This window comes from Amygdalobacter indicium, from assembly GCF_029101545.1.
Lineage (GTDB): Bacteria > Bacillota > Clostridia > Saccharofermentanales > Fastidiosipilaceae > Amygdalobacter > Amygdalobacter indicium.
In genome coordinates this window covers 210,074-231,965 of record NZ_CP118866.1, presented here as the reverse complement: position 1 = coordinate 231,965, position 21,892 = coordinate 210,074, and the positions used below count along the sequence as shown (strand labels likewise).

General features: G+C 44.6%; 19 protein-coding genes. 3 read left to right on the top strand and 16 right to left on the bottom strand.

Annotated features, from left to right (window positions below):
• Nucleotides 1–6 precede the first annotated feature (6 nt).
• The gene (locus tag PYS60_RS00935) at nt 7–864 is read left to right on the top strand and encodes a triphosphoribosyl-dephospho-CoA synthase (RefSeq protein WP_315570013.1); all 858 of its coding nucleotides are present in this window, start codon (nt 7–9) and stop codon (nt 862–864) included.
• A 4-nt stretch (nt 865–868) separates the two neighbouring features.
• Here the strand turns inward: PYS60_RS00935 and PYS60_RS00930 are convergent, their stop codons facing one another.
• Complete coding sequence (locus PYS60_RS00930) at nt 869–1,417, bottom strand: biotin transporter BioY (RefSeq protein WP_315570011.1); 549 nt, start codon at nt 1,415–1,417, stop codon at nt 869–871.
• A 32-nt stretch (nt 1,418–1,449) separates the two neighbouring features.
• Nucleotides 1,450–2,355, bottom strand: coding sequence for a biotin--[acetyl-CoA-carboxylase] ligase (locus PYS60_RS00925; RefSeq protein WP_315570009.1), 906 nt, complete (start codon nt 2,353–2,355; stop codon nt 1,450–1,452).
• Between the two features lie 89 nt (nt 2,356–2,444).
• Here PYS60_RS00925 and PYS60_RS00920 point away from each other — a divergent pair, with 89 nt between their 5' ends.
• On the top strand, nt 2,445–3,500 hold the full coding sequence (locus tag PYS60_RS00920) for a [citrate (pro-3S)-lyase] ligase (protein WP_315570007.1): 1,056 nt from the start codon (nt 2,445–2,447) through the stop codon (nt 3,498–3,500).
• Between the two features lie 41 nt (nt 3,501–3,541).
• Here PYS60_RS00920 and PYS60_RS00915 read toward each other — a convergent pair whose 3' ends face one another.
• From PYS60_RS00915 to PYS60_RS00850, 14 genes are all read right to left on the bottom strand, one after another.
• Nucleotides 3,542–5,149 carry an ABC transporter substrate-binding protein gene (locus PYS60_RS00915; protein ID WP_315570005.1) on the bottom strand — a complete coding sequence of 536 codons (1,608 nt, stop codon included), beginning with the start codon at nt 5,147–5,149 and terminating at the stop codon, nt 3,542–3,544.
• Nucleotides 5,150–5,157: 8 nt separating this feature from the next.
• Nucleotides 5,158–5,844, bottom strand: a complete 687-nt coding sequence (locus PYS60_RS00910) for an ABC transporter ATP-binding protein (RefSeq protein ID WP_315570004.1) — start codon at nt 5,842–5,844, stop codon at nt 5,158–5,160.
• The gene (locus PYS60_RS00905) at nt 5,844–7,049 is read right to left on the bottom strand and encodes an ABC transporter permease (protein ID WP_315570002.1); all 1,206 of its coding nucleotides are present in this window, start codon (nt 7,047–7,049) and stop codon (nt 5,844–5,846) included. Before PYS60_RS00905 ends, PYS60_RS00910 begins: the two co-directional genes overlap by 1 nt.
• Before the next feature lie 68 nt (nt 7,050–7,117).
• Nucleotides 7,118–7,567: a DUF4418 family protein gene (locus PYS60_RS00900; RefSeq protein WP_315570000.1), complete on the bottom strand. Its 450-nt coding sequence runs from the start codon at nt 7,565–7,567 to the stop codon at nt 7,118–7,120.
• Nucleotides 7,568–7,697: 130 nt separating this feature from the next.
• On the bottom strand, nt 7,698–8,468 hold the full coding sequence (locus PYS60_RS00895) for an ABC transporter ATP-binding protein (RefSeq protein ID WP_315569998.1): 771 nt from the start codon (nt 8,466–8,468) through the stop codon (nt 7,698–7,700).
• Between the two features lie 18 nt (nt 8,469–8,486).
• Nucleotides 8,487–9,692, bottom strand: coding sequence for an ABC transporter permease (locus PYS60_RS00890; protein WP_315569996.1), 1,206 nt, complete (start codon nt 9,690–9,692; stop codon nt 8,487–8,489).
• A 3-nt stretch (nt 9,693–9,695) separates the two neighbouring features.
• A complete protein-coding gene (locus PYS60_RS00885; protein ID WP_315569994.1) occupies nt 9,696–10,979 on the bottom strand; it encodes an ABC transporter permease in 1,284 nt (427 codons plus the stop codon).
• 1 nt (nt 10,980) lies between these two features.
• The gene (locus PYS60_RS00880) at nt 10,981–12,306 is read right to left on the bottom strand and encodes a Fe-S-containing protein (RefSeq protein WP_315569991.1); all 1,326 of its coding nucleotides are present in this window, start codon (nt 12,304–12,306) and stop codon (nt 10,981–10,983) included.
• A 79-nt stretch (nt 12,307–12,385) separates the two neighbouring features.
• Nucleotides 12,386–13,129 carry an iron transporter gene (locus PYS60_RS00875; RefSeq protein WP_315569989.1) on the bottom strand — a complete coding sequence of 248 codons (744 nt, stop codon included), beginning with the start codon at nt 13,127–13,129 and terminating at the stop codon, nt 12,386–12,388.
• 60 nt (nt 13,130–13,189) lie between these two features.
• On the bottom strand, nt 13,190–14,536 hold the full coding sequence (locus tag PYS60_RS00870; protein WP_315569987.1) for an FTR1 family iron permease: 1,347 nt from the start codon (nt 14,534–14,536) through the stop codon (nt 13,190–13,192).
• A gap of 224 nt (nt 14,537–14,760) precedes the next feature.
• Nucleotides 14,761–15,705: an Abi family protein gene (locus PYS60_RS00865; protein WP_315569985.1), complete on the bottom strand. Its 945-nt coding sequence runs from the start codon at nt 15,703–15,705 to the stop codon at nt 14,761–14,763.
• 102 nt (nt 15,706–15,807) lie between these two features.
• A complete protein-coding gene (locus PYS60_RS00860; protein WP_315569983.1) occupies nt 15,808–17,295 on the bottom strand; it encodes a hypothetical protein in 1,488 nt (495 codons plus the stop codon).
• Between the two features lie 110 nt (nt 17,296–17,405).
• Entirely contained in the window at nt 17,406–19,196 is a 1,791-nt protein-coding gene (locus PYS60_RS00855) for a leucine-rich repeat domain-containing protein (RefSeq protein WP_315569981.1), read from the bottom strand.
• A 202-nt stretch (nt 19,197–19,398) separates the two neighbouring features.
• Nucleotides 19,399–20,277 carry a LysR family transcriptional regulator gene (locus PYS60_RS00850; RefSeq protein ID WP_315569980.1) on the bottom strand — a complete coding sequence of 293 codons (879 nt, stop codon included), beginning with the start codon at nt 20,275–20,277 and terminating at the stop codon, nt 19,399–19,401.
• 120 nt (nt 20,278–20,397) lie between these two features.
• Here PYS60_RS00850 and PYS60_RS00845 point away from each other — a divergent pair, with 120 nt between their 5' ends.
• A complete protein-coding gene (locus tag PYS60_RS00845) occupies nt 20,398–21,795 on the top strand; it encodes a sodium-dependent transporter (protein ID WP_315569978.1) in 1,398 nt (465 codons plus the stop codon).
• Nucleotides 21,796–21,892 lie beyond the last annotated feature (97 nt).

Below are 21,892 nucleotides of genomic sequence, written 5' to 3'. Positions count from 1 at the left end.
CTCCTTATGTTAAATTATGAAAATCAGTATAGCAAAGAAGGCAAATTAATGTATTTATCCGTTCCCGGCTCAAGCTCAAATTCTCCTGTCGACTGCCGAACTTCCTCTTTGAAAATTTTCATCGCCGCTTTGGAAAACGCTTTGACGGCAGAATTACTGCGCAATTTGTCTTTCGGTTGTGTAAATTCGGTAAGTTCCGGCTGTCATACGGATATGGACTTTCAACTTTTTCAGCAATCGGGGCGCTTTATCTGTCAGGAATTGGCAACAATGCCGCAGACGGCTGCCGCCTCTTTTCTTACTTTACGGCAAGCGGGACAGGACTGTGAGCAGCGGCTGCTGCAGTTAACCGGCGGTGTCAATACGCAAAAAGGTTTACTTTTTCTCGTACTTTTCCTCTGGCAGGCTTGGGTCAGTAATACAAGTTGGGCGGCACTGAGCGAACACATCAGCAATTTCGCGCAAGATTTACAAAAAGACTATGTGCAAATGCCTTATTCCAGAAGCAGTCTCTCTCACCTCGCCGGTTTGGCCGACATTCGGCATTTGCCCCTCACCGGTTTCAGACCGTTGCTTAATACTGTAAAACTGTATCTGCAGTCCGATTGGTCCGATTTACAACTGACACTTTATCTCATCGCCACAACGGACGACACCACGACTTTCAAACGCGGCGGTTTGGAAAAATTGCGCTATGTGCAGCAAACAGCCGGACAAATTCTGCTTTTAACAGCAGAAGAACAAATAAAAGCCGCCGAAGACTTGAATAATTACTATCTCAGTAACAATCTGTCTTCCGGCGGCGTTGCCGACTTATTCAGTCTGACCAAATGTTTGGCCGAATTAAAAGACCAATGGCTTTAAGCCCTTATTTTTGCAAAAATTTCAGTTGCGGCAAGCATTTATAGACATAAGCCGCCAAAAGTAATTTCACAATATCACCCGGAATAAATAACAGCATGCCGACTTTCAACAACGTAAAAGCGCTTAAATTTTTAGCAAGGTAGACATTCAAAATCACCGTCATGTAAGGTAAGCCGATGAGATACAGGATAATCTCGCCTATTACCAACAACCCGACAGCCTTGACATAACTCAATTTTTTATCGCCCCGAACCTTACTTATAACAACAGCCGCCACGATAAAAGCAATAAGGAAACCGAAAGACGGGCTGACAACAACGGCAAAGCCGCCGATCAGCAAGCGCAAAATCAGGCATACCGCCATGGATAAAGCCGCAAAATAAGGGCTCAGGTAAAGTCCGCTCAGTAGAACGAACAAGGTTTGCAACGTAATCGGCACCGGATACATGGGAACGGAAATATACGTTCCGAGGAAGGTTAAAACGCCCAAAATTGCCGCTAAAACCAATTCCCGGGTCCTGCTGCTTTGCGTATTAGAATTACTATTTGTCATAAAAAAGACCACCTTCATTAATTAATTCACATTTACCAGTTTACACCCTCATTGCCGTCCAAACGTAAACTCACCTCTCCGGAATTGATTTTTAGTTGCTTTTTCCCTTGATAAACAAGCAAGGAACCGTCATTATGATCCACTCCCTGCAAAAGAACTTCTCGCCCGTCGGACAAAAGGACCTGTTCACCCTTTCCTAACAGTTTCGCCTCATACAGCTCCATAAAATCGCCGGCAGCGTCAATCCGTTGCTCCTCATACTGCTGTAATTTCGTGAAAAACTCAAGTAATAACTCACTTTGTAAATCACTGAGATAAGCTGTCTGTAAGTTAGCGTTCGCCAGCGGTAAAGCTAAATTACCGACTCTCCCGGCAATTTCCGGCGGCAGTGAAGCGTTAAGCGGCGCACACCAATTTACGCCGATTCCGCAAACAATCTGCGGCTGCTTGGAAGCGACAAATTCCGTAATAATACCGGCCACTTTTTTCTTTTGCCAATAAAGATCGTTAACCCACTTGATACGGCAATTCCTTTGACAAACACTTGCCAGACTCTCGCTCAGCGCCGTCGCCAATAAAGGCGTATATAAGGCCAACGGCAACTTTCCCGGCGGTAAAATAAAAGAAAAGTAAAGACCGCCTAAAGGGGAAAAGAAATGTCTGCCGTATCTGCCCCGGCCTTTTTCCTGCCGGCGCGCTATAATCAGGTTGATGTTTTCTGCCGCTGCAGCTGCCGCCTCTTTGGCGCGATATTGCGTGGAATCGATGTTCTGCCAATATTCCAGACAGGCTGCTGCCCGGCGACACATAACTGAATCGGCGGTAAAGGTTGTCGACACGTCGGCCGTTGAAGACCTTGCTCCCGTTTGCACGGCGTTAGCAAATTGCAACAGCAAATCTTTATAACACTCACAATATTCTGAAAAAGGAAATTTCATTTCTTCACTCCTCATGTTATGATTACGGAAAATCTATCCTCTAAATTATAAGACACTCTCGGATAGATAAAATGTGAAGGATACAACTGATGTTTGATTTACAAATACGCCGCATCTTGCCTCAAAGTCGGCAGGAATATGATGAACTTAACAGACTATTGCAGGAAGTTAAAATCAAATTAGATCGCAATTTGGATTATATTTTAGGATTATATACACCGGAAGATGAACTTGTCGCTACCGCCGGCTGTTTTGAAAACACGCTGCGCTGCCTGGCTGTGAAACCGGCTTGGCAAAATCAAGGATTATTGGCTCCGCTTGTCAGCGCCATTATGAAGCAACAATTCACCCGCGGCTACAAACAGCTTTTCGTTTACACCAAGGCCGAAAATCTCGCTCCTTTGGAAAATCTCGGTTTTCATCTGCTGCAGACTGCCGCCGACGGTATTATCTTCATGGAAAATCAGGCGCACGCCTTTGACACTTATCTCAACAAGCTTTTGCAGGAAAGTCTTGAGGTCGACAATTCCGCTGTTTCTGCCGGGATAAACGCCGGCGCAATCGTCCTCAACGCCAATCCCTTTACTGCCGGGCATTTGTATCTTATCAGCAAGGCGGCCGCCGAAGTCGACCTGCTGCATTTATTTATAGTCAGTGCCGACCATAGCGTTTTTCCCTTCAAAGTGAGAAAAGAATTGGTCCGGAAAGGAACTGCCTCTATTAAAAATTTAGTCTATCATGACAGCGGCTACTATATTGTCAGTACAGCAACTTTTCCTGCTTATTTCCAACCCGATTCTGCGGCGGCGGTAGAATCGCAGGCGGAAATTGAGGCCGGTATCTTTTGTAAAATTGCTGAAAAATTGAAAATCGGCAAACGCTTTTTAGGTACTGAACCGCTAAGTAAAACCACCGCTATTTATAATCGGGTTTTAGCCGAAGAATTACAGCGTAACGGCTTAAGTTGCTGCATTATTCCGCGCAAAAAAATAGGGTCGGAAATTATCAGCGCTTCTACTGTCCGCCGGGCAATCAAAGAAGACCATTATGCCGTTCTGCAGGAAATGCTGCCACCAAGCACCCTGGAATTTCTGCAAAGTCCGGCTGCCTCCCCTATAATAAACAAAATTAAAAACGGCGATTAACTTCATGTAGAAGCCTAATCGCCGCTCTAATCGCCGCTTTTTTAACGCCATTGTAAATCGCTCAGAAGCATTCTGCCCGTTTTATCGACATTCACCCCAACCAAATTCGGACGGGTCATAATCAGAGCGAAACGGGTCGTCAAAGGCAAAAGTGCCAGTTCAGTCGGCAATTTCTGCCATAATTGCTGCAATTCCGCCTCCTCCGCGTCACTTAGCTCACCTGTCGGCCAAACAGCCTGTTCCGTTTTCTTATCAAGTTGCAACATATGTCGTAAAGACCAAAGTTGCAGCAGACTGTCCGGTGAATCTGTCGGCGCCTGTTCCGTACAGTACCTGAAATCTACCGGTTTATCCGGCGGCGCAACTCTTAGCAAATGGAAACGAATCCGCAAAGCATTCAACCAATCTTTACTGACGCTGACCAACAGACGATTCTCCAGAATTGTCTGTCCGCCTACACCGACTGTACTATTATCGGTTAAGCTCTCCAAGTCGGCTGCAGATAAACCTTTTTTCAAAGTTTCCGTCGCCTGCTGCCGCATTGCCTGATCGGGCGTTAAGCGTTGCGGCCAAGCCGCCGAACCGTCCTGCAGAATAACACGGGACTGAAAAGGCGCATCCAGCAGGGTATACAAAGCCTGTCTTTTTTCTGCTGCAGCAAAAAGCGGATGCTTAAGATTTTCCAACTTTATATAACCTAAACGAGCTAAAGGGAAAGTCAGGTGTTCCGCGCTGCTCACGGCCGCCGCCCGCCGATCTTTGGCGATAGCATAAAACGGCTCACCGATAAAATCAATTATTCCCGTATGATAAGCTTCATAAGCCTGAATTTCATCCGGAATAACCTTAATATTGATATCTTTCAGCCAAACATTTACCTCATCCCAGTAAAAGCGATTAGCCTGCAATTTAATATCTTTCTCACTTACACTGCTCAATTGATAAGCTCCGTTATATAAAGCTTTACCGTCAGCAGTAAATTTACTCGGGCAAAAAAAGCTCTGTGTCAACCAGGCCGGTAAATTCGGCAGCGGACGTTGCAAAGTTAAAGTCAAAGTATCGTCCTGCGCCTTAATTCCCACCTTTTCCGCCGTAACTTTTCCTTGAGTAAACGCTTCAGCATTGAGAATAATCCAAGCCCGATAAGCTTCCGCCTCAGGCTCCGTCAGATAGCGCAACCAACTTTGACGATAATCTTCCGCTGTAATTCGACTGCCGTCCGACCAGCGTAAATCCGGGCGCAGCTTAATTGTCCAAACGGTTTTGGCAGCATTGGACGTAATTTTTTCCGCCTGTTGTAAACGGATTCTATTATTGTGAAAAGTTACCGGACCTTCATACAACTGATCAATTAAAGCTTTTTCCGTCAAAGTTTGGGCAAATTCCGGGCGCTGATGGCGCGGTAAGGCGGCAATAGCCACGTTAAGGTCCCGCCGCTTGACCGTTTGCTGCTCGATTGTTCCTTGATCTTTTCCGAGTTTTTCTTCTATTGAATTTAATTTATTTTTCTGACAAGCTGATAAAATCGTCGAGGCCATAAACAGCAGCGCCGCCAGCACAATTGCCGGCTTTCTGTAACTTGCCGCCGCTCTTGTTTTTCGCCGTTTTGTTATATAAAAGCTTCTCAAAGTACGAATAAATCTCATCATTAATCTGCTCACCTGCCCTGAACGTGCGACTGCTGACAAGTAACGAACTTGCCGCCGGACAACTCCAAAACCCGATCGCCGTAGCTCAGAGTATCAGTTTCGTGCGTAACGACGACCAGGGTCGTTCCCTGCCGATTAATGCGCTGAAACAGCTCCATAACTTCCTTCGTCCGCGTCGGATCCAAATCCGATGTCGGCTCATCCGCCAAAATCAATTTCGGCTCCATCATCAAAGCCCGGGCAATTAAAACTCGCCGAATTTCGCCGCCCGACAAAGTATGCGGCAAAGCTGCCGCCAAATCGCGGATCCCCAACTCGTCGAGCAAATACCAGACCCGACCGGCAACATCGCCATCTTTCTTAGCCAAATACCAAGGTAAAGCGACATTGTCAAAAACATTAAGCGCCGCCAACAACGTCGGCATTTGCGGAATTACACCGATATTATGATTGCGAAACACCGCCCGCTCCTCATCCGCCAAAGTCGAAAAAGGGGCAGCAGCAATTTTAATTTCGCCCGCATCAGGTGTTAAAAGTCCGGCAATCAAACTCAAAAGCGTCGACTTGCCGCTGCCTGAATGACCGACAATATGCACAAACTCGCCGTCGGCCACCGTCATACTTAAATCGCACACGGCCGGAACAATTTGTTCTCCCCGCTTATATTTTTTCGTCAAACCGTTAATTTCAAGCATCAGTCCGTCTCCCTCATACTGGTATAAGCATCCCGTTTACTGACTTTCACGGCAGCAGGCAATGAAGCCAAAGGCCCGACTGCCATCCCGACAATCAAGGTAAAGCAGGCAAAAAGCAAATATGTTGTCCACGCCGGCTGCGGCAAAGGCATCGACCAGCGATTTGCCAACAAAGGGAAACTGATCAAAGTTACAAGTAAACCGCAAAGAGTGCCGGCCAGGCTGCCGCTGAAGCTTAACTGCCAGGCCTCAGCCAGAACAATTTGTACCAATTGTTTGCGCCTTGCCCCTAAAATTCTTAAAGCACTCAATTCCCGTTTGCGCTCATTAATCATAGTTGTAAAGCTCAGCGCCAAAATAACAAGCGCCATCACCCATAAGCCGACTAAAGAAAAGCGGATGAATCCCGCCAACAAATAAAGCTTATCCGCCAAGTCGTTGACAAAGCTCTTGCTGGCCATGGCGAAAATTCCGCGATTACTGCAATTTTTAGAAATAATACCGGCGACCTTGATCGGGTCCAAACCCGATTTAACCTTGACCATCACCACGCTGACCTGGCTGTTATCCACCGCCTTTTGCACACCTTTGGACGCTCCGGCCTGAACCAGCTTTTTCGCTGTATTCATATTAACAAACACGGTACCGTCGAAGCCCATGCCGGTTTTGCTCAGACGCCCGGCTATCTTTAACTCTTTACCGAAGAATTTGATTTTTTCTCCCGCCTCACCGACAATGTTGTAGCCGACCAGCGCTTCATCATCCTGCAAAGTGCGGGGCAAAGTCTGCCTCAGCCATGGCTGTACCAGAAAATCGCTAGCCGTATCAATGCCGATAATTTGCAGCGGATAAGAACAGCAGGAGGCGGATAAGGTAGCAATATACAACTGCGGCGTGGTTTTCAGCACACCCGGTTGCTGCTTGAGCACCTCCAAAGTATCTTGCGGCAAATAAAAAGTAGAAGGTTCCCCTTTAAGTAAAACCGCTTCCACATTTGTCTTATAACCGGAAGGTACAATCATAATATCCGCACCCATCCGGGCGGACACCTGCAACACGCCGCCGGAGAGGGCATTAATGAACAGAGAGCCGCTGAAAACTGCTAAACTGAAAAGAAAAACTATCAGCAGTAAAAAGAAACTGCGCAGGGGTTTGTGCTGTATATTGGCTTTAGCCAATTTATGGAATGAAAATTTATTTTCCATCACTTCACCTATGTCTATAATACCTGTCTCCGGTCCTTATCCCGGACCGGAAACAACAAAGAATCATTCTAGTCTTTCTTCATCACATACTGCATTGCCAAATAAACTAAAGCGATTATGACAATCAACAGCAAACAAATACTGGAAGCGCGGAAGCTGTTCCAACAGGGCATCGGTTTCATGCACAGACCGATAAATCTGGTATGTCCCTGCATATTGGTGCCGATGGCAACCGGAATAATTTTACTCGGAATCATATAAGCTAAGGCGGCGATAATAATCTGCACCAGGGCAATTAATTTATTCCAACCGTCTTTTTGCAGGAAATAATTCAAAGCAGCTAAAATCAAAATGATAATGCCGCTGCAGGTCACTAAAATTCCCGTATAGAAGCAGGACATATGCATACCGTGCATGGGCGGACAAACAGGGACCAGAATGAATGACATTGCTGCCAAAATCAGGCCCAATAAAGCTTGAATCAAGCTGACAATCTTTAAATATCTATATTTGTGCATTTCGCACCTCCAAAAAACAATAATTTTCAAGAAGCCTCGCAACTTCTCAAATCCTTAAATTATGTCCGGCTCGCCAATCAAGTCGCTGATCACCGGTTTTACAGCTTTTGCAGCCGCAGCTGAAGTGAAATTAGGATAATTCTATAACATCTTTGATGCGCCCGTAATCAAGAATCACTTTACGTTCCGCTTCTTCCCCCACTTCCGGATCATGCGTGACCACAACAATTGTCGCGCCTTCCTGATGCAGATTACGCAAAATTTCAAGCACCATTTTCTCGTTCGTTTCATCCAGATTACCTGTAGGTTCGTCCGCCAGAATAATCTCCGGGTTATTAATCAAAGCTCTGGCGATGCAAACTCTTTGCTGTTCGCCGCCTGATAATTGGTTCGGTAAATGCTTCGCCCGATCCTTTAATCCTACTTTGTCCAAAGCGGCTAAAGCTTCTTTTTCATCCGGCATACTGTGATAATATTGTGCAACCATCACATTCTCCAGTGCCGTTAAATATTGAATCAAGTGAAACTGTTGAAAAATCAAGCCGATTTTTTCCCGTCTGATAGTTGTCAGCTCATGCTGATTTTTCTTCGTCACATCTTCGCCGTCAAGATAAACTGCTCCGGCCACCGGCTTGTCCAAACAGCCTATGATATTCATCATTGTCGTCTTACCGGAACCGGAAGATCCCATAATTGACAGCCATTCACCTTTGTGCACGTCCAGATTTATATCTTTCAAAGCATTAACATTGGCATAAATCTTCGACACATCCCGCAGCGCCACCAGCACCGGGCGCGGATCGTGATCCGTCGGCAAAGGCGCAATTACCGTCTTCTGCCCGCTTACTTTTACTGCCGCCGGCCGATTTTCCGGTTGCTTTTCTTTTATATCATTTGCCATAATTCTTACCTCTTATTATTATTCGCCCCGCAGCACCAAAGCCGGATCAACCTTCGTCGCCTGTTTAACAGGCCAAATACTTGCCAACACCGTAACAAATACTGAGATAATAAGTGTTACAGGAATTATCCACCAGGAAAATTCAATTGCTCGCCCGAAAACACTCAAACTGACCTGTTGGGCGAACAGGAAGCCGAAAGCGACACCCAAAGCACCGCCTATAACACCGATTCCTGCACCTTCGCCGATAAATTCGGCAATAATGCTGCGATCCGGCGCTCCCAACGCCTTTTTCAAGCCGATTTCCTTGCGGCGTTCCGTCACCACGGCAATCATTGTTGTCAACACCGAAATAACCGTTAAAAACAGCACAACCGTATCAACCAGCAGAACCAGAATTTGTAATTTTCCCAAAACAATATCCTGCGACTGCGTCACTCTTCTGACCGGACGACCGACTATACCGGGTAAAGCCTGCGTAATTTCCTTAGCCGTTTTCTCCAACTCTCCGGCATTCGCTTCGATACTGCACTCGATACCGTCTAAACGCATCTGCGTATCGGCCAACAAACTTTTCAACTTGGGTAAGTTCAGAAAAATAAAGCTTTCTTCCGCCCCGCCGGTCGTAATAATGCCCTTAACTTTTAATTTACTGCGATAATAATCCTTAAAAGCATCTTTTTTCTTATAATCTTCCGCCGTATGCGTCACTTTGGAAGCCACAACATCCCGCCCGTAAAGGACACCCTGGACGGTAAATGTATCACCGACGGTCAGACTTAAAGTTCGAGCAACCTCTTTCCCGATCATAACTTCATCGGAATCTTGACTGTCGGCCCATTCACCCTCGATGTACCAGAACGGACTGTTCTTCTTCGCCTCGTCCATGTCGGTTCCGGCTAAAATATAAGGATGCTGATTAATTTTCGTCGTTTCATAACGATAAGGAGCCATGCCGACCAGCTTTTTCGTCTGCAAAATTTCTTTTATCGTCGCAAACTGGTCTGCCGTAATTTTGGCGTTATTCTCCGACAAAATCATAAAATTGGCGCCGTAAGAACGAAATTCCTTGCCCAATTGACGTGGAATATCGTAGTAAATCGTAATCATACCTGACATTATTGTCGAACCGATGGCTACGGCCAACAAAGCTATCAGCATTCTGGAACGGCGGCGCAATAACGAACAGAGAATCATCTTTAAATACATTGATTTTGTACGCATATTTTACCTCCCGTGCAAAACTTCCGTCGGCTTCAAACATAACAGATAACGAATTGCCGGAATACTGCCCACCAGAATAACGGCCAGCAAAACAAGCAAATCAATCGGAATAACCATAATCGCCAACGGTATCGTCGTGCCGAAGACCGTCAAACCGATAATTTGTGCGAATCCCAAGCCTATAACATAGCCGCAAGTACCGCCGATGAGACCGGTAAGTATAATTTCGGTCAAAATCAAAATAATAATCCGAATATCACGCCCGCCGACGGCCTTAATCAGGCCGATTTCCTGGCCCCGTTCCATAACCGACGCTGTTACCAGATTACTGATTCCCAGAGCCGAGCCGATAGAGCTGAGAACAGTAATTAAAAGCATCAGCAATTTGGTTTTATTAAGAATTGTTCCCTCCGATTCGGCTACCTGTCTTATAGGCTTGGCAACGCCGTCACGCACGACCTCCTGAATTTGATAACAAATAGAGCCGGTATAAGCCGTGCAATACCAGGTATCCCTTTCCGTCGGAGTCAAAGAATCGGGATTGACCGAAGCTTTGCGTGCCAAAGCATTATCCGGGGTAGTCAAAGCCGACACGTCAATACCGGATATTTTCCCCTCCAAATCTGCCAATTGCTGCGCTGCCTGCAAATTCGTATAGATGCGCTTATCCTCATCACCGCCGGCATTCAACAAACTGCGCACAATTAATTCCTGTTGCCGGCCGCCTGCTTCTACCTTGATCCGGCTGCCTATTTGCCAACCGTTCTGTTGAGCCAACAAATAGCCGACAATTGCACCCTTAGTATCGGCATCTGCCGGCCAGTCGCCCTGCAAACGCCACCAGGTCTTCAAATTCCGCACTCCGGCCTGTAAAGTTTCTCCGGTCGGAATCTTCAGCTCTTTCGCAAACCAGGTACCGACCAGCAGAATCTGATCATCCGTTCCGACTATTTTCGCCCGGACTTTCAAATAAGGGGCAAAATCCACAATATTGTAACCCCAGAAAATCTGCTTGATTTTCGGAGCATCAGCCTCGTACAAATATTTATCGTTGACTCCCGCACCTTCCTGCAGACCGTATAAATCGTCAAGCAGCGAGGCGTCCTTGGGCACAACTGAAATATTGGCACCGTAGACCTTTAATTCTTTATTAATCTTATCGCCGACTCCCAACATGACATTCATCAAAGCGGTAGCCAGTGATATACCCAAAGCAATCGTCATGGCAACCATTGCCATTTTTTTCTTTTGACGGAAAAGTGCTCCGCCTACCATTCTCCAAAACATTTTATGCTCCTATGGGGAAACGATTTGCTTCCTTTTCCAAATCCGCCTTGTTAATTATAATTCGGCCGTCCTGTACAACATAAGGAAACGGTACCGGATTACAGCCGCCTAAAAAGCCGATGGTCGCCTTATTCATCACGACATCACAACGCTTACAAACAACATTATCGCCCCGTTCGAAATAACCGGCAATACCACAGATAGAACAGGCATCCAGCCCGACTCCGTAAGCATTGCTGTTCGGTTTACGGACAACAATAAAACGAATGTTATGCTGTTGATAATTATAGGCAAAGCGATGCAAATGTCCGTCCTGCACCTGCTGCAGGTCGATAATAATTTGATCACCTTCCGTCGTATAATTTTCCGGCGGTGTCAATTTGACCGGACGTGTAATATAACTGCTGACTGCAGTCAACGTCAATGTACAAAGTAAAGCAAAAACAGCCAAACTCACAGACCAACGGCGACAGTTACGTTGCCACCAGGCCGCTTTCCGGCGTTTTGCCGGGGTCGGAAACTCACCTTGTAATTTTCTGTGCGCCGCATAGACGCTTACAGACAAAAGCAAGGCCATAAGCAAATAAATCGTCGCGAAATAAGGTAAACTTCTGTCTTCAAAAACCATAATCGCAAAAACAAAATTATTGCGACTTGAAAGCCAGTTCAAACGCGCCGCACCGCTGATCCCGCGCATACCTAAATCCAGCAGCAACAATAAATAGTTAAGGCAGGCAAAACCGTACAGACAACCCGGCGCCAAACGCTTATACACCTGGAACAAACTCAAACCGAACAAAAAAGCCAGCAAACAACCGGCAGCATAGCCGATTAAGCGGAACAAAGTGCCCGTGCTGATCGATTCCTCGTTAAACGCTACAAACTCTGCCGTTTTTAAGCACATTTGCGGCAATAAATAGGCGATAAGCGGTATCAGACTCAGCGAAAAGCCGGTCAAAGCCGCGAAACGCAAAGTCCTGACAATCTGAAGTTCCGCCTCCTTGCTGTCGACAGTTCCGCCTGCAAAGCGGCGCCAACGATTAAACAGCAGCGAAAGCAACAACAAAAGCAGGGCGACCAAAACAAGAACACTTGCGACGGCCAATAAACGACGATTCAGAAGTGTTAAAAAACGCAACAACTTCTTCGGCTCAACACGCTTTGCCACATAAATAGTTATACCGGCCAGAATGCCTAAACAGGAAGAGACAGCAAAAACGTATTTTAATGACAAATCATTAATCCGCCGAATCAGAGTCAGGGTCAAGCTGAAGATGCCGGTAAACATAAGCAGCATCCCGATTACATAAACCAGAAAGTTTAGCACAAAGGCCCCCTCTCATACAGATAATATTAGGCCAAGGCCGATAATTATCAACCTTGGCTTTAAAAGTGCATATTACCTGTTACTTGGAAGCCAACTGGCTGGCATCATAATTCCAGTCAAATGTAACTTTCTGCTTCTCGTAATATTTGTTGGCTGCAGCCTTGCCGTTGTCACGAGCGGCCGGAACACCTGTTTCGCTGTCGACGTGCAACAAATAATCTTCCGAAGCTTTAATTTCAATAACTAACTTATACTTACCTACAGGAATTACACCCTTCTTAACATTGATACCGTAGTGCGGACCGTCATCGGCATTCATCGGCATCAAAGAACCGGAAATAATTTCTTTTTTACCGTCCTGTGACATAACTTTATAATTGACGTTCAAATAAGCCGGCCAAATATCTTCGCCGTCACCGAAGCCGAAGGCTTTAGCTGCTTCCGGTTTCATATGAATATCAGCTTCAATATGCATATCGGACTCTTCTGCTGAAGGTTGTTTATTCTCCGGAATCATATCTACACCTTGGAAATAAACGGCTTCAACATTGAAAGGACCGGCTTCTTTAGCTTCACCGATAGGAATCTCATTGAAACCCGACTCTCCCGGCTTGGCTTGAGCTTTGTCATCTTTTTTGCTTTCTTTAGCAGCTTCCTTCTTCGACTCTTTAGCTTCAGCCTTAGTAGCTTTGGCCGCTTCGCTCTTAGCCGCAGTCTTCTCTGCCGTCTTTTGGGTGGCAGTTGATTTATTTGGGCCGGCACATCCTGCCAATGAGAGAGCTACAGCTCCTGCCAGAATCATGCTGAGATACTTATTCTTCATATATTCCTCCTATATATTGACTCAAAAGTTTTTTCAACAATTGAGATTATTATTGTTAACTTATTCTACCTTATTTTCGTCCGCTTTGCTTTGGCCATTTGTAACCGTCGCCGCCCGCTGTTGCTTAATGCGAGCGCCGCGCCGGAAGTGATTGCTCAACAACAGCCAGAGCGAAGCGATAACAATCATCATCTGCGGCAGCATAGTTTCGGCCCGATCATAAATTCCCAAATCCGGGATACTGAAACCGTGCATAAACGGCAGTTTGGAAGCGCCGGAAATAAATCCCGCCTCAGTTAATTCCTGCACGCCTTTGCCCATGAAAGTGAAGCACATCAGGAACAACAGAATACTTGTGAACAGGAAAAACGGTCTTAAAGGTAACTTGACTGTCGTATAACGCATAACGAAATAAATAACAGCCAAAAGAACGGCACCGGCAACAAAGCCCAGAACCGCATACAACTTATTGGTTGTACCGCCGGCTAAAGTTGCTTTGTAAAAGAGAATCAACTCCGCACCCTCACGAATAACGGCCAAGAACGCCGAACCTATAAGGACATATGAATTGCGTTTATCAATCGACTTCTGCACCGCATTGTGAATATACTCATTCCAAGCGTTCTCCTCCGACTGATGCAACATCCAGTGACTGACGTAGAAAAGAACGGCTACGGCTAAGAACATGGTCCAGCCTTCCATCAATTCCTGACCTACACCCTGCAAAGCCAGATCAATCAGAACCGCCAACAGGCCGCTGCCGATGACACCGGCCAACATGCCGAGATAAACGCCTTTACACAAATGCTTGTTACCGGATTTAATCAGATAAGTAATAATCGCCATACAGACAAGAATCGCTTCCAGACCTTCCCGCACCAGCAAACCGAAAGAGGCGAAAAACGACTTGATATTAACCGCTTTTTCATCCACCTGCACCGTTGAACCTTTCAACAGTTGCAAGCCGGCTTCATCCGGCGAATTATTATCCAAAACGCCATCCAGCACCAACGCATCCCGGCAAACGCACATAGACAAAGTTTTAATATTTTGAATAATCTCTTTGTTGTCTTTTTTGACATTGCCGAGAATGGAATGCTTAATATCTCTGAACATCGCCTCAATCTTACTTACACGTTGAGCCGAAATATTGACCATCACATATTTCTCGAAGCCCTGTACTTCATAATGCCCGAAATACGCGGTATTCATCGCGTTATAAGCTTTTTTGGCCTCACCGGCCTCCACCGCCTTTATCGCCTTTTGGAAATAAGTTTCCATATCGAGAGCTACTTCTTGGAAGTTAGCATATTTCTTTTTTCCTTTAGCTTCAGCGTCAACACTCAAAATTGAAGTCATCGCCAAAAGAAAAGCAAGCAACACTGCACATACTATATGTTTGCGCATAACATCCTCCCGGATAATGTTAGCTGTGATTCCGGAATTGCTGTCACCAATGCTAAAATGAACTAACAAAATTTACGCATATAATTTACAGCAGATGTTTAATTAATGCAAGCAATCCGCCAATAGGACTTAGCGAACCCCGTGTTTGAAGCAGCGAGATACATAAATACAGGTTTAAGCTGAAAGTTCAAGGTAATATTTAAATCACCTGTAATTATTGATAGCTACTTATTAGGAAATCCGGAAATTTCAAATATATCATCAATTTCTATACTGGAAAATTTATTCTTATATTTGCTTTTTATAGATGTAATTGATTCATTTAAAGATTGATATTCTTCCTTAGGAATAACAAGTTTAAGGACCAGTATTAAATCATGTAAATTTTTGCCGGTATATTTTTCAGCAAAAAACTTCTTAAACATAGCAGTTTGACCGGCTTTATTCAAAGAGAAAGAAAACATAACTTCGTCATGGGCACAAACATTTCTAAAGAAATTACAGATTTTAATTATGTCTATAAGTTCAGTTTTACTAATTTTTTCTTTAGACAGGTAATTTTCTTTATATCTCTCACCAAAATCTCTAGCAATTATATTTTGCAAAGATTCATCAAGGGAATTATAGAAGTAGGATATATTTCCTAAAGTAAGGAAATTTACAAGTACCCAAAGAGGTATATGGTTGTGTTTTTTTATATAATGCTTAAGTGGTTTCTTGCCATTTGAATTTTTATTTTCTCTGCTTATTGCAGCAGTTAATGTTCCTATATTTTTCAAAACATAATTTAATTGATGCTTTGATGTAGAATAATTTTCAGTTTGTAAGTAAGGATATAGACCATCCCTGTGTAAATCTGAAAAATGATAAGCACAGGATGTTTTTAAAAGTTTCTCAAAGCGGAGTAAATAGTAGAAAACTACTTTTTTTAATTCACGATCCATTTCATGAAGGGCATAAATCTCTTCGAAACTACTACCGGGTTTATATACATCTTCCACCTTGTTAGAAGATGCGTTATCTAAAAAAGGAGTCTTATAGCCATTTATGAGATTATAGTAATTTACTTGTGATAGAATAACTTTAGCATCTTTTAGATTTTCAATATATAGTCCTCTGGATGAAAGTATCTCAATTTGCTCATCATAAGTTTTAAATGGTTTGCTCATACATACACCTAAAAAAAGTGCCCCGCCACGTATGGCAAGGGCTTGTTCCTTATCTACATTGTAACAGAAAGCCCAATTAAATCAAGAACCGGAAGTTAAAAATCAATTCATATCGTGAGTCACAAATGATTCGGTGAATACAGCTTCCCGCTTAATCTCAATATTTATGCTTGCAAGCAATCCGCCAAGCAGCATAATCCCCAAGCCGAGCAGTCCGTCGGTGTAAGTTTTTTCACCGGTTTTGGCTACTGTATGTCTCACCTGGATCGGGCTTGTGCTTGTGTTTTTTTCCATCGGCGTAATTGTCGTTGCTGAAGCTGTCGCAGTTGTCGCGGTTGTTATTTTTGGTGTAGTCGCGGTAACTGTCGGTTCCGTCTTTTTATCAGCTTTCACCCAATAGGCATAGGCAATAAATACCGGTGATTCGGCTTGCAGAAAATCCGGCGTCATGCCGTACTTATTAATAACGCCGTCGCGAATAATTGTCCATTGATGGAAAGTTCTGGAGTTAGCTTTAAAGCGGATAGGGACAGGCGCCCAATTGTTATAGTCGCTATAGCATTGCCCGGTCTGTTCCGGCGTCAAACCGGACTGACGTGTACATTCCAACAAGTTATAAATAGTGTAAGCGTTGGCCGTCTCATTCGGCTTACCGTCAGCACCTTTCGGGAAAAGCAAATCGTAAGCCCAGCCTTTGAAAATATAGCCTTCTCTTTTAGGCTCACCTTGCGGATAAGGAATTTGATTATTGCTGACTCGCAAGCGCTGAAATATTTTGCTGTTATCATAGACAAAAGTCTTCATATCCTTCAAAGTCGGATGATTCCGGATACTTAAAGCCTCTTTGGCATCATCCCGGGAATTAGCGAAAATAAATTCCAGAGGGGCCATGAAAAGGTCGACGTTATAAAAGCGGTTGATATGCTGTTCATAAGGTTCCGGCACATTATATTTGTCGGCTTGATAAACCGATTCCTGCTTCGACAAATCATTCAAAGTAAAAGCTATTTTGCTGCCGATAGGAGATGTATAAGCCGGATGTTGTTTACTGAAACCCAAGGCATAAGGTGAAGGCACAGTACTGCCGACAATCGTCAAAACATATTCATGTGTGGGGTCAAAGCCGAAAAACACCCGTCTGGCTCCGGTGCAAGGAGCCATTTTCAATTCCTTGATATCCGCTTTTTGTTGCAGCGTTTGATCATAAAACTCAAAGTCCACTTGGCGATAAGCTTGGAGAATTTCATCGTGCGTCTGCGAAAGTCCGCCTCTTTCTTTATTATGCCAGGATGTATCTATCGTACCTAAATCTGTATCCGGCTTAATGATATGCGAAATCATTTCTCCGCTGCTGTCATCCATGTCTAAAGCTTTATAGCGCAAAGCCAAATTAAGAAAATAGTTTTTATTAATCTCCTCTTCCGTTAATTCTACCGGCTCCCGCTTCACTTCCGGCTTAACTTCCGCTCCGTAAACGGATACCGCACTGAGCAGCAAAGCGCAGAAGCACATAAGAAAAAGCCCTAAAATTCGGCTCGACTGCGAGCTTCTTTCAGAGCTTGTTCTCAACTTCAAAACATCTTTATTCATAATCTGTCCTCACAACAACTTTTCTCACAAATTATAATATCTTATTATGTTTTGCAAGCACAAAGCTGTAATCTGACAAAGATGTCGAAGTAATAATGCTGTGTCCGGCGCTATTGTTTTCTTTTTCCGGTAGTTATAGCGGCAAGCACGGCAACTGCTATTTCCACTAACTGCAGACAAGAGGCGGCACAACTTGTTTCACCTGTCTTACTTACCGTACGCCGGGAGTTTTTCTGCGTCGTAGCAGCATTTTCTGTATCCGTACCTTCATCTGCTGTTGTTTCTTGTACTTCATATGTAACTTCCGTTTGCGACTCCTTATCACCGGTAACTGTTGTTGCAACCGGAGTAGAATTGACCGGCTGCGCGGGATCGGTATTTGCTGTATAGATTGCATATAGTGTCATATTTTCCGTCACAACAGTATCTTTAGTGAAAGTTTTGCCTTTACCGTCTTTTTCGGTGTTCCACTCCTTGAATGTGAAACCGGCTTTAGCAGGCGCTGTCGGTAGCAACTGCGTGTCTACGGTCTTGCCTGTTTCTACTTTAATTGTTACCGGCAAGCTTGCGTCACCCAACATGAAGGTTACGGTCTTTTGCTTTTCTGCCGGCGTATTGGGAACCGGCGGCTGTACAGGCTGCGGTGTAGGCGGCTGTACAGGATTATTTTTCTTCTTAACATCTGCATTTATTGTAATTGTGCCGGTATATTGATCCTTTTCTAAATCCAACTGCCCGACTTTACCCGTGTTGCTGAAATTAATTTTAACCGCACCTTTGTACGGCAACTCACGTTTGAGCGTAAATTTCCCGTCTGCAACCGTGCCGACAGCATCCCCTCCTTGAACACTGAAGCTTAAATCTTTGCTATTTTTAAGCGGCAACTCGACTTCCTCCTGATCGGAAGATAAAGAAATCTTCTGAGAAGTGTAATCGCTGTTGTTAGCTTTCAATATTGGTAATTTCTCCAACGGGGTCAAATCTGCAAGCTGATTATTCGTAATCCAAACGCCGGTCAGCGCCTTCAAGTCCTGTAAAGGTGTAAGGTCGCTGACTTGATTGTTCGACAGACTGATATAATTCAACTTCGCCAAACCTTTCAGCGGGGTCAAGTCCGTAATTCTATTGTTATCAAGCCTGAGATCATACAATTCCGTTAAATTTTTAAAATCAGGCAACTCGAGCAAATCATTATCATTTGCTTGCAAATATTGCAATTTGCTCAAGCCCTCCAATGCCGTTAAATCCCCAAATCCGTTATCGCTGACATCCAAAACGGTCAAATTATGCAGATCTTTCAACGGCGTTAAATCATCAATTTGATTGTCTCTAAGATCCAACATTTGTAGCTTATTCAGACCCTCTATCGGTTCCAAATCTTCAATTAAATTATCTGTAAGCAAAAGAGTTTTCAACTCGGTCAAACCCTGTAAAGGGGTCAAATCGGTAACTTTGTTCTTGCGCAGCCACAGTTCCGTCAAATGAGTTAAATTTTGCAGCGGTTTTAAATCTTGAATCTGATTGTCCTGAAGCTTAAGTCTTTCCAGACCTGTAAAATATTCCAGTCCGCTTAAATCGCTAATACCTTGCTTATCCAAGTCCAAAAATTGGATTTGGGCAGCTGTCTTGGCCGTAATTTCATTCACATCCTGAGGAATCAATTTATAAAAATTGTGCATCAGATCCAGAATTTTAGCTTTAAACTTCGGATCCTTAAATTCAATTACAGTATTCCCGTCAACTTCCGTCCCTTCACCGTCCTGCATCGCCGCTGCCCGATTGCCGGTATTACCGACTTGCGCCTCGACCGGCACGCTATAAAACGCAAGCGTAAAAGATGCACATAAGGCTGCACTCAAAGCAGTTGATAAAAGCAAATTTGCCTTTTTTCTCAAATTCATAGCTACTCCTCCAACACAGCAGAAAGTTCATAAAGTGTTGCGGCAAAACGGGAAAAAATTACATTTATTCTCAATTCAGTCAAATACGCTCTATACTTTTCTGTTTTTTGTCGGCAATTATAGCGCAATGTTTTTGTGTATGCAACACCTTTTTCACAAACTTATGAATAAAAGCAATCTTAAAGCACCGTCACAGCCCCGTTCAGTCGCGCCGCTTTTGCATATACTCGAGAAAAACATCGCACAGCAGCGAATTCATCGTCGCTTTCCGGGCCAGACCGATTACCCTTTTGGGCGCACCTGCAAGAGGCACGGCGCATAGCTTGCTGCCGAAAGCATTAAAAGCATTAAGCACCAGTTCCTGTGAAATTGTGATCCCCAAATTCGCCTCCACAAAAGCAAAAATAATCGCATCATCCCGAAAGCTGTAACAAATATTCGGCGAAATGCCGGATTGGGAAAGCAACGCCTGAATATCGCTGTCACAGCCGGGAGTCTCACTGATCAGCGGATAAGCCAAAGCCTGCGCCAACTCCACTTCTCTCGCGCCGGCCAACGGATGCTCTTTCGCCACCACCGCATAAATCGGGTCCTCTTTCAACGGATAAAACTGTAAATCACCGGCCACAAGCGCCGACAGAAAACCGCAATCAACCTGGCCCTTGTTAATCCACTCAATAATTTCCGTATAATTGCCGTCTAAAATCTCAATTTCCACTTCCGGATAACGTTCCTGAAAATATTTAATTATCTCCGGCAACCAGAACGCCGAAGCACTGGAAAAGCTGCCGATGCGCAAAACACCTTTCAAAGAATTGTTCATTTCATAAACGGCATGCTGTAAATTATTCTCCCGGTTGACCAAATCCTGTATATAAGGCAAAAGGCGTTTGCCCTTATCCGTCAGCCGCACCCCGTTTTTACCGCGAATAAAGAACTGAATATTCAATTCTTTTTCCAAGCCGGCTATCACATGACTGACCCCCGATTGCGTATAATTCAAGCGGAATGCCGCCTGCGAAATATTACCGCAAGCTGCCACCTGCAACAAAATTTCATAACGATTTTTATTAATTTTCACCTATCTCCTCCACCTTCCTATCCATTACTATTTGTACTTGTTACTATGAAAAACATTCTCTATTAGAATATCTTGTTTCTCTATATAATGAAAGCCATTACGCAAACGAGGTTAAAAAGCATGAGCAAAAAAACAGCAGGCACATTTTCTTCCCAATTAGGCTTCGTTCTGGCAGCTGCCGGATCGGCCGTCGGCGTCGGTAACATCTGGCGTTTCCCGTATCTGGCGGCCAAAGACGGTGGCGGACTTTTCTTAATCATCTACCTAATTTTGGTCTTTACTTTCGGCTATACCCTTTTAGCCTCGGACATTGCCATCGGTCGTAAAACACAAAAAAACTCCCTGCGCGCTTATCGCCTGCTCCATCCGAAATGGAATTTTTTAGGGATTCTGACCTTTATCGTCCCCTTAATTATCATGACTTATTACGCCGTAATCGGCGGTTGGATTTTACGCTATGTCGCTGCATATTGCACTAACGAAGGCGCAGCCTGTGCCGAAGCAGACTTTTTCCCGCATTTCATCAGCAATCCCGCCTCGTCGGCAGCTTACAGCATAATTTTCCTGGCTTTGACAGTTTTTATCGTTTATAAAGGGGTCGAAAGCGGCATTGAACGTTGTTCCAAAATCGTTATGCCCCTCCTGCTTTTCATCGTTATCGCTATTGCTCTTTACTCCCTAACTTTAAAAAGAAGCGACAGCGACGGTACAGTCAGAAGCGGTATACAGGGGCTGTTTTTTTACATAAAGCCGGACTTAAGGCAGCTTAATCCGAAACGTTTCTTACAGATTTTATTGGATGCAATGAGCCAACTATTCTTCTCGCTGAGCGTCTCCATGGGCATCATGATTACCTACGGCTCTTACGTCAAAAAAGATGTCAACTTAAACAAATCCATTGCGCAAATCGAATGGTTCGATACTGCCGTAGCGCTTCTTGCCGGCTTAATGATTATCCCGGCTATCTATGTATTTAAGGGCATGGACGGCATGCAATCCGGTCCCTCCCTAATTTTCGTCGCCTTGCCGCAGGTTTTCGCCTCGATGGGAAAAATCGGCTTGCTCGTCGCACCGGCTTTCTTTATCATGGCCGCCTTTGCCGCCTTGACAAGCTGTATTTCCGTCCTGGAAACAATAGTTGCCAACTTTATGGAATTACTGCATACCTCCCGCAAGCGCACCTGTATCGGTGTGAGCGCCTTTTATTTCCCCGCTTCTGTAATTATTGCGCTCGGTTACAGCCTGTTTTATGTCGATATTCCTCTGCCGAACGGCAGCATCGGCCAATTGCTCGACTTAATGGACTATATAAGCAACTCATTATTAATGCCTTTCATCGCTCTCCTGTCCTCAATTTTAATCGGCAGCATCGTCGGTTATCAGTGGATAGCGGAAGAATTCTGCCACAACGGCTGCAAAATGGCACGCAAACACGTTTACGCCTTTATGATTCGTTTTGTCACGCCCGTAGTTATGTGCATCTTATTTTTACAAGCTGTCGGCCTTTTTAATAAGTAAGCGGAATTTAACAAATTGTGCCTAAAAGCCGTGGGGCGCTTCACCAAGTCGCGGCGGCAATTATCGCAAAAAAGGGGACGAGCTTTCGGCCCGTCCC